We start from the raw sequence: 12,537 nt of genomic DNA on the forward strand, positions 1-12,537 counted from the left end.
TCCTTAAGACTGAATAATACGACCAGCTTGTAATGTGATTTGTCTTAAGCAACGTGCCGCCAGTTTTTGCTCGTGAGTTACCAGTACCAAAGTGGTGCCTGCCTGTTGGTTTAGCTCAAACAGCAGATCTTCAATGATTTGACCGTTGTTATTGTCTAAGTTTGCCGAAGGCTCATCGGCAAACAGCACCTTAGGCTGACAAATAAACGCCCGTGCAATAGCTACTCTTTGCTGTTCGCCACCGGATAGCTGATTTGGATAATGATCGTGACGTTCAGCTAAACCCACTTTAGCCAGCCACTGCTCTGCGAGTTCTTTAGCATTAGGTAAACCCTTAAGCTCCGCAGGTAACATCACGTTTTCTAGCGCAGTTAGTGCCGGCACCAACAAAAATTGCTGAAAAACAAAGCCTACATTGTCGCGACGTAAGCTGGCGCGTTGCTCTTCATCAAGCGCAGCTAAGTTCTTTGAACAAAGCTCCACACTGCCCTGACTAGCACTGTCTAAGCCAGCCAAAATACTCAACAAAGTGGTTTTACCTGAGCCAGAGGCTCCAACAATTGCTAGGGATTCGCCCTGTTGCACAGTTAACTCAATATCATTCAGCAGATTTAAATTTCCACCCGGAGTTGCAACATGATGATTGAGTCCGCTGGCGTTTATGATTATGTTAGACGCTGAATCTGAATTAGCTGTTGGCATATAGTAGGTGCTCAAAAATGATGGTTAGACACAAAAATAAAGTTTTAACGCTAGTTACACTATCTGTTTTACTCTTTTTTACATTGAGTTCAAAGGCTTTTGCCAATACCAAGTCAATTCTTATCCTAGGTGACAGTTTAAGTGCTGGATATGGCATGCCAATAGAACAGGCTTGGGTTTCATTAACCCAGCAATACTACAACGAAACAGACCAAGCTATCGATCTCATTAATGCCAGTATAAGTGGCGAAACTACAGCAGGTGGTTTAAGACGATTACCTTCGTTGATTCAACAGCATAAGATCGACTGGTTATTGATTGAACTAGGCGGTAACGATGGTTTACAAGGACACCCTACTTCCAACATTGAAAACAATCTAAACGCGATTATTGCCTTGGCTAAACAAAACGACATCAAGATTGCGTTGATGCAAATTCGTATCCCGCCTAATTACGGCAAACGCTATCGCCAAGCTTTTGAGGGTTTGTACCCCAAAATTGCAGAGCAACAACAGATTAACTATCTACCGTTTTTTATTGAAGAAATAGCCACTAACTCGTCACTGATGCAAAACGATGGAATACATCCTAACCAACAAGCTCAACCGCTTATCAGTCAGAAAATGAGGGAACAACTAAAGGAGTTAGTGAACGCCGGCTAGCCGGTTTGGGCAAAGCCGTTAGCGTTTTGTAATAGCTGAGAAAGCGGAACAACCCGATCTTGCATAACTTTTATGGCTTCGAATTGGCTTAGCGATTTTCGCTCATCCAGTACTAAACCACCTTCAATCGTCATCAAGGTGTAAGTTTGCTCACTCACCTCTACCACTACGCAACGCGCTTGAGCGTTTTCGGTTTGCAATACTACTAGCTCGCCAATTTGTAAGAGGTTTTGATGAGTGCTCGCAGTACTAGTAAAAAACCAGCTTTGCGGCATTAAAGGTTTTAAGAACTGAGCTGAAGCAACAGCATTTAGACAAATCTGCACTTTAATCGGATCAGACCAATGAAAGGGTTCTAACTGCTCGAGAAATTGATAATAGAGCTGAGTGTGCTCGGTAGTAAACGGACCATCTTCTTGAGCATGTTGAACACAACGCTTTTTACACAACTTAGACACAAACAGCATATTTTCACCTAACTCAAGAGTCATTACTCCCTTGTTAGTATCAAATACCCAGTGCCATTGTTTATTAGGTTGAATTAACATTGCTAAAAAGAAAAACTGTCCATGTTGAGTTCACTTAATAAACAAATGTACTACGAGAACTCAACAAAGACAAATTAAACTAATTAAAATTTATACAGCCTTGGCTATTTGTTTAATTAATTCTGGGCCTTTATAAATAAAGCCACTATATATTTGAACTAATTTTACGCCGGCATCCATTTTTTCTTTAGCAGCCATCGCTGAATCAATTCCGCCAACACCAATAATTGGGATCTCAGATTTTAAGTAATGATCTAATTTTCTAATAACTTCAGTGGACTTTAATTGCAAAGGACGTCCACTTAAACCACCAGCTTCACTAGCGTGGTTCATCCCTTCTACCATTGAGCGCTCTAGCGTTGTATTAGTAGCAATTACACCATCGAGCTTATATTTTAATAAAGAGTCACTAATTTGTTCTATTTCAGCTTCTGATAAATCTGGCGCTATTTTGATCAATAAAGGAACATGTTTATTATATTGCTGAGAAAGTTGATCTTTACGCTCAGTTAGATCCTTTAATAGATCTTCTAATGCTTCACCATATTGAAGTGTGCGTAAACCAGGAGTATTTGGGCTAGAAATATTAACAGCAATATAAGAAGCATGTGGAAACGCTTTATTCATGCCGATTAAATAATCATCTTTACCCTTCTCTACCGGAGTATCAAAGTTTTTACCAATGTTGATCCCAAGGATCCCTTTATATTGGCTTTGCTCAACATTATTAATTAAATTGTCGATCCCTAAGTTATTAAAACCCATTCGGTTAATAATACCTTCGGCATCTAATACTCGGAAAATTCTTGGTTTATCGTTACCAGATTGCGGACGCGGTGTAACTGTACCAACTTCTACAAAACCAAAACCCATGGCATCAAAGGCTTGAATACACTCACCGTTTTTATCCAACCCTGCCGCTAAACCAACTGGATTAGGGAAAGTTAAGCCCATCAACTCTACCGGATTAGGCGCGATATTCTGGCGGTAAACACGATCTAATAAGGTTCCACCAGTGCGTTTGAACATCTCAATAGTAAGATCGTGTGCGCGTTCTGGATCAAGTTGAAAGATAAGTTTTCGAGCAAGTGGGTAATACATTTGAACTCCTAGTATAAGACCCCCGAAGATGCAGGGCTTCGGGGGCAGTATTTTATACTAATTTACGGAGCAGTTTAAATTTAATAGGTTCAATTCCCTCAATAAAACCGAAAATTTTGCAAACTCGTGGGTATTTCCGGTCTTAAAGTCAGCTAACATGTGATTCCAGCGGTCTAACAAAGGCTCGTGGGCTGCTAACCAGTCATCTAAGGGATCATTGCTTTCCATTTTACTGGCCCATTTCAAGGCGCTTACCGTTAACTGACGCTGTTGCCAATCAAGATCCTCTCTAAAGGAAGATCGAGCTAGTGCTTGCCAATGATTATCAACACTTTGTAGGTTGATTTGATCCAAGAACCAATGCAAACCAATGTTAGTCCCTAAGTTAAAGTACAGCTTAGCTACCGCTACAATATCTTGTTCGGCTTGCTCTGCTACTTCAGTTAAGTCTAACACTGAGTAAAGCGAGTTCATTTTAGCCATTGCACAAGCGATTTCTGCCGGTACTTGCTGGTCTTGCAGCTGTTTAGACTCATCGTTAACCAGCTTAACTTCTTCAGCGGCTAATACATCCATAAGATTCTTTTGCAGCTGTAAATAGCTAGGCTGATAGCGTTCTATTTGTTGAGCAATGCCCAGCGAGCGGTCACGCAAGGTTAAGAAACGACGAGTTGCACGGCGAATAATTCGGCGCAAGTTATCCATCATTTTCAGCTGTAGCTGAGCACTGATTTTGTTATCTAAACCTTCAATTTTTTCGTACAGTTCCCACACACCAAACACTTCGCAGGCTGTGACATAGCAGTTACAAATCTCAGCTGGGGTCGCTCCTGTTTCTTCAACTAAACGGGTAACAAAGTTAAAGCCTACATCGTCAACCACTTTGTTCGCTAAACGAGTGGCCACAATTTCTTGTTTTAGAGGGTGTTGATGCATCTCGGCTACGTAACGTTGCTGCAACAGCAAAGGGAAAGACGTGATGAGCGTTTGACTCAAATAAGGATCTTCAGTCACCTCTTCAACATTAAACCACTCTTTAAGTACCATCTTACCGTAGGCCACTAACACCGCTAACTCGGGACGCGTTAAACCTTGGCCATTAGATTGGCGCTCTATTAGCTCTTCGTCGCTAGGCAAAAACTCTAGGTTTCTATCAAGCAGATTGTCGCGCTCTAGAGCATGCATAAAGCGGATGACTTCTTTAACGGTAGCGGCGCCTAATTGCTCAGAAATACTAATAGACTGGCCCTGACGATAAGCGTTATCTAAAACAATCTCGCTAACGTTCTCGGTCATGTCCACCAGTAGTTTGTTACGTTGTTTCTCGGTTAAATCACCATTACTTACTAAGCCATTTAGTAAGATTTTAATGTTAACTTCGTTATCTGAACAATCTACGCCACCCACATTGTCAGTAAAGTCAGTATTTATTCGACCACCGTTAGATGCGATTTCAATTCGCCCTAATTGGGTGATACCCAAGTTACCTCCTTCACCAACAATCTTGGCTCCAAGCTGCTTACCGTTAACTCGCACTGCGTCATTAGCTCTATCACCAACCTCTGAGTCAGACTCTGAGCTTGCTTTAACGTATGTGCCAATCCCGCCATTCCAAAACAAGTCTACAGACGAGCACAAAATGAGTTTGATAAGCGCGTTAGGTGTAACACTCTTCTCTTTTGTATTTAGCAGTTTTTGGATTTGTGGTGTCAGTGAAATTGACTTAGCGCTACGAAGGAAAATACCACCACCTTCACTAATTAAGCTCTTATCGTAATCTGCCCAAGAAGAACGAGGTAGCTCAAACAAACGCTTACGTTCTTTGTAAGAAGAGGCAGAATCAGGAGTTGGGTCAATGATAATGTGCATATGGTTAAAAGCTGCCACTAGGCAGGTATGTTCGGATAACAACATACCATTACCAAATACATCGCCAGCCATGTCGCCCACAGCCACACAGGTAAAGTCTGTAGTTTGACAATCGATACCTATTTCACGGAAATGACGTTTAACCGACTCCCAGGCACCACGTGCGGTAATGCCCATGCCTTTATGATCGTATCCATTGCTGCCGCCGGAAGCAAAAGCATCTCCCATCCAAAATTGATATTCTTCACTCAGCTTATTGGCAATATCTGAGAAAGTAGCAGTACCTTTATCTGCCGCTACAACCAAATAAGGGTCGTCTTCATCACGACGAACCACTTGCTTAGGCGGAACAATCTCACCTTTTACGTTGTTGTCGGTAATGTCGAGTAAACCGCGAATAAAGGTGCGGTAACACTCTTTACCCTCTTCCAACCACGCATCTCTATCACTTGGGCTTGGCAGACGTTTACATACAAACCCACCTTTTGCTCCAACGGGCACGATTACTGTGTTTTTAACTTGCTGAGCTTTTACTAAACCTAGTACTTCGGTTCTAAAGTCTTCTCGTCGATCTGACCAACGCAAACCTCCGCGTGCCACTTTGCCGCCTCTTAAATGCACCCCTTCTACCCGTGGAGAGTAAACAAAAATCTCAAACATAGGCACCGGTTGTGGCATGTCTGATATTGCACTAGGGTTCATTTTGAAAGAGATATAATCTTTTACCTGCTTATCTTGATTCAGCTGGTAGAAGTTAGTTCTTAAGGTGGCCTTAATCATCTCTAAATAGCGACGAATGATTCGGTCGTCATCAAGGTTTTCTACCGCGTCTAACAGCGAAATTAACTTAGCTTCAATTTTCTCTTCAGTTTTATCTGAGCGTTTAAGACTTGGATTGAAACGACGACGGAATAGCTCTAACAGCAGAACCGATATATCTGGGTAGCTAGCAAAAGTTTCTTCAATGTAACTTTGACTAAAGTTGCTACCAATTTGCCGCATGTATTTTGCGTAAGCACGCAACAACGCAACATCTCGACCAGACGCCTGAGCAGCCAAGACTAAACGGTTAAAGCCATCATCTTCCAAACTACCAGACCAAATTTGTGCCAAAGCTTGCTGGAAATTGTCGCGATTCTTTTCAATATCTAGCTCTTTAGAAGCTACAAAGGTCATAGCAAAATCGAGCAGCCAATATACTTTTCCATCGCTAGTGGTCAATCGATAAGGCGTTTCACCTATTACTCGTAACCCCATGTTCTCTAACATGGGTAAAATATCAGACAGGTGCAAAGGCTCATTTAGGTGAAACAGCTTTAAACGAACGTGGTTGCTATCGATGTTTTCTTCCTGAGGTCGATAGAACAGCATGCCTAACTGATTTTCATCATCAAGATCTTCAAACTGAATAATATCGGCTACCGCAGAGCCCGGTAATACATTCTCTTTATAAGAACGAGGAAAAGCAGTTTGATATTTATTACTAAGCTGAATGGCCCGCTCTTCGCCAAAATTAGAAATAAGTGAATCTACTAAGCGGTCTTCCCAGGTTCTTGCGGCTTCAATAAGATTGGTTTGTAGGTCGCTCAAGTCAAACTCCTGATCGTTATTTTCTACACGCACCAAGTAATGGGTTCGCGCCATTGAACCTTCGGTGAAGTAAGTTGAGAACTCCACGTCTTCCTTAGACTTAAAATGCTCCTTAAGAATTTGCTGGCTATGGATCCGCAAAGCAGTGTTGTAGCGCTCTTTTGTGGTATACACCAAGCAAGAATAAAAGCGTCCGTATATATCCTTACGTACAAACAACTTCACCAAATCACGTTCTTGGATTTGCTCTACGCCTAAACCAATGTTGAGTAACTCTTCTTCGGTGGCCTGAATAAGCTCATCACGGGGATAAGTTTCCATGATGTTTAGTAAAGATTTATAAGCGTGAGAACCAGCAGGAAGATCCGAATTAACCATTATCTTCGCTAGCTTTTGGTTAATCAGTGGAATTTCTAGAGCACTACGGTTGTATATAGAAGAGGCATACAAACCAATGAAACGGTGCTCGCCAATCACTTTACCCTTTTTATCAAAAACTTTAACCCCAACATGGTCAATATAGGCTGGTCTATGTACCCGTGACTTATGGTTGCTCTTATTTAACACCAAAGGGACTTGGTTAGTGGCTAAATCTCGCCCTGCGGTGGTGTAAGAAGACAATGAGACAACTTGGCTGGTTACGTATTCTCGGTACAAACCTAAACTGCCAGTTTCATCAGGTATTAGCTGCAAATCGCCTTTTACTTGTTTAAGTGAATAGTGTCGATAGCCCATTAAGGTAAAGTTGTTATCCGACATCCAAGATAAAAAAGCGGTGCTTTGGGCCAAAGACTGATCGTCTTTTGCGCCACTGCTATTAGCCAATTCATCCGCCACCGACTTTAACTTTTTGAGCATCGGTTGCCAGTCATTCACCACTACATTAACTTCATCCAATACCGTGTTAAGTTCTTTATTTAGGCGTCGTAAGGCTTTTTCATCGCTCTGCCGGTCGATCTCAATCATGAATACTGTTTGATTGCCAAGCTGGGCATGCTCTACATCATGAACGGCCGTCACTTTGTTATTATCATCTCGATCTAAGCGCATCGGTTGATGCATTAACAAGTGAGTATTAATGCCACTACGCCCTAAAGCCATGCGGATGGAGTCAACCAGGAACGGCGAATCTGGCACCACTATCTCGATAATAGTATGGCTAGATTGCCAACCATGGCGGCTCAGTTCGGGGTTATAAACCTTAATGTGGCGTTCGCAGGTTGAAGTATGATTAAGGGCATTCCAAAGCCCTACTCCCACTCCATATAAATCACTGTCGCTGCGATTGGCTAAATCGTCACTGCCCATGCCTGAAAACAGTCGTGAGAGAAATTCTTCGGCCAAGGGAGCAGCCGTTTTATCCAGTTTTTGATTTACGATTTGATAGACTTTTTTAAGCAGTACGGAGGCATGTTGCTGCGCTCTTGTCATAACGCATTCCTTATCCTAGTAGAGTAATATTATTATTGTGTAAAACAATGGCTTATTGTTTATTTCAGTGTAGTTGGCTTTAGAAAATAATCGACAAAACAACCACTTTCACCTTACAAACAATTAAACCACGTTTTTACATATTTACAACATAGATGACTAGACTTTTTGAAGTGACAGAAATTTATTGTTGCTGTCAGTAGACAGGACAAAACGACCATTTATTCCGCTTCGGTCTAAAAAAGGCAAAAAGCGCAAAGCAGGGATCTGAATGCGCATGCCATTACTGTCGGTAGCAATAATAGAGCGGGCTGTTCCTCGGTATACCCGCTCAAACTCCTGATAAGAAATGTGAATATTAAAAAAGTACTGCTTCATTGCTCGATTGCACTTAGGCCTTAAGTTGTTGCAAGCCGTTTGTTACCTTTTCAAATAGATCTTTACTGAGGTCTTCCAGCTCAGCTAAGCGCTGCAACTGCTCAATAATGAGCGCTTTACGCTCATCATCCAGTTTAACTGTTTGGATCAGCGGGGTAATCAAACGCGATGCAACTTGCGGGTTTTGAGTATTTAGTACACACAAGATATCGGTTAAGTAGCGATAACCAGAACCATCTTTTGCGTGAAAGTGACGCGCATTGTTGTTAGCGAAGCTACCAATTAAAGAGCGTACTCGGTTAGGGTTTTCCATACTAAAACTTGGGTGTTCCGCCAAAGCTTTAACCCTCGCTAAACTGCCCTCTTTGGCATAACTGGCTTCTAAAGCAAACCACTTATCCATCACTAAGCCATCATGTTGCCAGTTTTGCTCGTAGTCTTTAAACATTGCATCACGCTTCTGAATACCGGCATTGTTAGCAGCCGACAGAGCAGCCAATTTATTAGTCATAGTTGGGCTATCAAAATAGGCTGCAGAAACTAACTCTGGCTGAGTATGCGCCACATACTGTAAACATGCGGCACGTAGCGAGCGCAAATTAATGTCATCATGGGCCAAGCTCTGTTTATCGGCTTTTGCACAAGCTTGCTCTAAGGCTGCAAATTGCTCAGGCAATGCGACAGCTAAACTATAAATGAAAAAGTCTCTAGCTTGAGCAATTGCATCAATATCTACTTGGACAAAACCATCAGCAATTTCATTCTCACCACTAATGGTAAGCAGCTCTGCCAATAAACCTTTATCAATCGAGGTATCTTCTAATAGCAGCTTAAAGGTATTAACAATCGCCTCTTCTAGCTGCAAATTGCTACCTGCTTGAACTTGCGCTACGGCTTGTTTCATCCACGCGCTAACAAGCTTTTGCATGCCGTCCCAGCGCGCAAAAGTATTGCTGGCATGGTTGATAATTAACAACAGTTGGTCTGTGCTGTATTCCATATTTAGTTTTACAGGGGCTGAGAACTCTTGCAGCATTACCAATGTAGGTTGCTCACTAATGCCTTCAAAGTGCCAGGTTTGTTGCTGCTGAGTAAGCTCTAATACTGGAGAAACTGCTTGCCCATTCATGCTAAGCGCTAAGGCTTCGCCATTGCTGCTTAACAACTCTACAGACACTGGAATATGCAATGCTTGTTTCTCGCTTTGTTCAGCGGTGGCTGGTGTATGCTGGTGAATGGTTAAGCTGTACTGTTGTTTTGCTTCATTGTATTCACTTTGAACTTTAAGCACTGGTGTGCCTGACTGACTGTACCAGCGTTTGAACAGACTTAAATCTTTGCCGCTAGCATCTTGCATCGCATTCACAAAATCATCGCAAGTTACCGCTTGGCCGTCGTGGCGCTCAACGTAGGTTTTAATTCCCGCTTGAAAACCCTCTTCGCCTAGCAAGGTATGCAGCATACGAATCACTTCCGAGCCTTTTTCATACACTGTTAAGGTGTAAAAGTTATTCATCTCAATCACCTTATCCGGGCGAATGGGATGCGCTATAGGCCCAGCATCTTCAGCAAATTGATGACTGCGTAATATCCGAACATTCTTAATTCTATTTACTGCTCGCGAGCCTAAATCAGAACTAAACTCTTGATCGCGAAAAACCGTTAAACCTTCTTTTAGCGATAACTGAAACCAATCTCGACAAGTAATACGGTTGCCGGTCCAGTTATGGAAGTATTCATGACCAATTACCGCTTCAATACCTAAAAAGTCGTTGTCTGTGGCGCTCTGTTTATTAGCTAATACATATTTAGAGTTAAATACGTTTAGGCCTTTGTTCTCCATTGCGCCCATGTTGAAGAAATCAACGGCGACTATCATATAAATATCAAGGTCGTACTCTAAGCCAAAGCGCTCTTCATCCCAATGCATTGCCGCTTTTAGCGAAGCCATGGCGTGTTCGGTACGATCTAAATTGCCTTTATCAACAAATAACTCTAACGCAATAGTTCTGCCCGATTGGGTAACAAAACTATCTTCTAACAAGTCAAAATCACCGGCAACCAAAGCAAATAAGTAGCTTGGTTTAGGGAATGGGTCTTGCCAGCTTACCCAGTGTTTTCCATTCGTTAGTTCACCTTGATCTACCTTGTTACCGTTCGATAGCAAAAACGGATATTGGGCTTTATCTGCAATAATTTTAGTGCTGTAAGTGGCCAACACGTCCGGTCGGTCTAAAAAGTAAGTGATTCGGCGAAAGCCCTCTGCTTCACACTGAGTACAAAAAGCATCTCCCGATTGATACAAACCTTCAAAGGCTTTATTTTCCTTAGGGTTAACTTGAGTCACTACTTCTAACTCAAAACGCGCTGGCAATTCACTAATAACTAACTGCCCTTCACTCACTTGATAAGCATCATGAGTTTGCTGATTAACTTTAATACTCAGCAGCTCCAGTTTTTCACCATCAAGCACTAGGTCGGTAATGTCATTTGTCTGCCTAACCACCGTTGATACAGCGATAACTTTGGTAGCACTAGGATCTAAATCGAACTCTAAGGCAACATTTTCAATAGTGTAATCAGGCGCTTGATAATCTGAACGGTACTTGGCTGTAGGTTGAGCTGATGAGTCGGCCATGACACTTCCTTATTTGAGAAAAGAGAAATACTTGTAAGCTGTTTTTATTGTAAAAGATAATAGTATGCGCAGCTAACGCTTTGTTGCTGCTTTAAAAACAAAAAAGCCGGCTTAAGCCGGCTTAAGCCGGCTTTTTAGATACGTTCAGCTTAAAAAGACAATAAGCCAATCGCATTTAAGAAAACTACCGCAATGGCAATTGGTGAGATAAAGCGAACGCTCTTCGAGAACATTTGGAAGGCTTGGCTCTCTAAGCCCATGCCTTGCTTCACTTTGTCAGCTTGAACAATCCAGCCAACAAATACCGCAATAAACAAGCCGCCTAAAGGCAGTAGAATATTAGCAGTAATGTAATCTAAAACTTCAAAGAAGTTTTTGCCCATTGGGCTTTCTTCAAACTGGAAGATTTCCCAGCCAGCAAATGAGCCAATAGTACCTAAGCTTAATAGCCAAACCGCACTACCAGAAACAACTGCAGCAACGTTACGGCGGAAACCTTTACGCTCTACTAAGTAAGCAGAAGTAGACTCAAGCAACGCCAAGGCTGAAGTAAAGGCAGCAACGGTTACCATTACGAAGAATACCGTAGAGATTACGCCACCTAGAGGCATCGTACCAAAGGCAATTGGCAATGATACAAACAGTAAACCAGGACCTGCGCTTGGCTCAATACCGTTGGCAAATACAATTGGGTAAATAGCTAAACCAGCCATTAGCGCCACAACGGTATCGGCAATTGCGATGTAAATAGAGGTTTTAGCAATTGAGGCACCTTCCGGAAGGTAAGCGCCATAAACCATCATAATGCCTGATGACAAACTCAAGGTGAAGAATGCATGACCCAGTGCCATAAGCACGCCATTAATCGTCAGCTTCGAGAAGTCTGGGCTGAACATAAAGCTAACTGCAGCGCCAAAATCACCGGTTACTGCTGCATAAATCATAATGATGGTTAGCAATACAAACAGTGCAGGCATTAGTAAAGTAACAATGCGCTCTAAACCTTTGGTTACGCCTTTAGCTAAAACAACTACAGTGCCCACAATTACCAAAGTAGCCCATAAAACAAGCTGCTTAGGATCAGAAGTTAATGCGTCGAATAAAGCGCCAATTTGTTTTGCGTCACCCGCTGCAGCGCTAATATCGCCACCCGCAGATTTGAATACATACGCAACTGCCCAACCGGCAATAACGATGTAAAAGCTTAATACCAAAAAGCCCGCTAATACGCCCATGCCACCAATAAATGCCCAGTTCTTAGAACGACCATTTTCTATAGCAACTTTAGCGACCGCGTTGGCAGGAGTAGAACGACCTTGTTTACCTAAGTAAACCTCGGCCATCATCACTGGGATACCAATGAATAAAATACAAAGAAGATAGACAAGAACAAAGGCACCACCGCCGTTCTCACCCATAATATAAGGGAATTTCCAAATGTTACCGAGGCCTACAGCTGCGCCGGTGGCAGCCAAAATGTAAGCAAAGTTACTTGACCAGCGATTACTCACCGAAGTGTTATTACTCATGATTTTCTCTTTTATATTGTGTTTGCTAATTGCGTCCATGATTTTAGGGCGCCAATATAAGCATAAACAAAGGGAAAATTACAGCCAAA

8 protein-coding genes are annotated in these 12,537 nt (G+C 42.3%); 1 reads left to right on the forward strand and 7 read right to left on the reverse strand.

Going from position 1 to position 12,537, the window contains the following annotated elements; translation table 11 throughout:
* Positions 1–3: 3 nt before the first annotated feature.
* A complete protein-coding gene (locus LQZ07_RS14650; RefSeq protein ID WP_152780855.1) occupies positions 4–702 on the reverse strand; it encodes an ABC transporter ATP-binding protein in 699 nt (232 codons plus the stop codon).
* A gap of 20 nt (positions 703–722) precedes the next feature.
* Here LQZ07_RS14650 and LQZ07_RS14655 point away from each other — a divergent pair, with 20 nt between their 5' ends.
* The gene (locus LQZ07_RS14655; RefSeq protein WP_152782076.1) at positions 723–1,364 is read left to right on the forward strand and encodes an arylesterase; all 642 of its coding nucleotides are present in this window, start codon (positions 723–725) and stop codon (positions 1,362–1,364) included.
* On the opposite strand, the gene LQZ07_RS14660 is transcribed toward LQZ07_RS14655, so the two are convergent.
* From LQZ07_RS14660 to LQZ07_RS14685, 6 genes are all read right to left on the reverse strand, one after another.
* Positions 1,361–1,912 carry a cell division protein ZapC domain-containing protein gene (locus LQZ07_RS14660; protein WP_152780856.1) on the reverse strand — a complete coding sequence of 184 codons (552 nt, stop codon included), beginning with the start codon at positions 1,910–1,912 and terminating at the stop codon, positions 1,361–1,363. The two genes, LQZ07_RS14655 and LQZ07_RS14660, sit on opposite strands and share 4 nt — an antisense overlap.
* A 90-nt stretch (positions 1,913–2,002) precedes the next feature.
* Positions 2,003–3,013, reverse strand: coding sequence for a quinone-dependent dihydroorotate dehydrogenase (gene pyrD / locus LQZ07_RS14665; protein WP_152780858.1), 1,011 nt, complete (start codon positions 3,011–3,013; stop codon positions 2,003–2,005).
* Between the two features lie 57 nt (positions 3,014–3,070).
* Positions 3,071–7,903: an NAD-glutamate dehydrogenase gene (locus tag LQZ07_RS14670; protein ID WP_152780860.1), complete on the reverse strand. Its 4,833-nt coding sequence runs from the start codon at positions 7,901–7,903 to the stop codon at positions 3,071–3,073.
* Positions 7,904–8,062: 159 nt separating this feature from the next.
* Positions 8,063–8,281, reverse strand: coding sequence for a DUF2835 domain-containing protein (locus LQZ07_RS14675; protein WP_016401874.1), 219 nt, complete (start codon positions 8,279–8,281; stop codon positions 8,063–8,065).
* 13 nt (positions 8,282–8,294) lie between these two features.
* The gene (gene pepN / locus LQZ07_RS14680; protein WP_152780862.1) at positions 8,295–10,919 is read right to left on the reverse strand and encodes an aminopeptidase N; all 2,625 of its coding nucleotides are present in this window, start codon (positions 10,917–10,919) and stop codon (positions 8,295–8,297) included.
* A 149-nt stretch (positions 10,920–11,068) separates the two neighbouring features.
* Positions 11,069–12,448: a sodium-dependent transporter gene (locus LQZ07_RS14685; protein WP_152780864.1), complete on the reverse strand. Its 1,380-nt coding sequence runs from the start codon at positions 12,446–12,448 to the stop codon at positions 11,069–11,071.
* Positions 12,449–12,537: the final 89 nt, after the last annotated feature.

Source organism: Agarivorans sp. B2Z047 (genome assembly GCF_023373605.1).
Taxonomy (GTDB): Bacteria; Pseudomonadota; Gammaproteobacteria; order Enterobacterales; family Celerinatantimonadaceae; genus Agarivorans; species Agarivorans albus.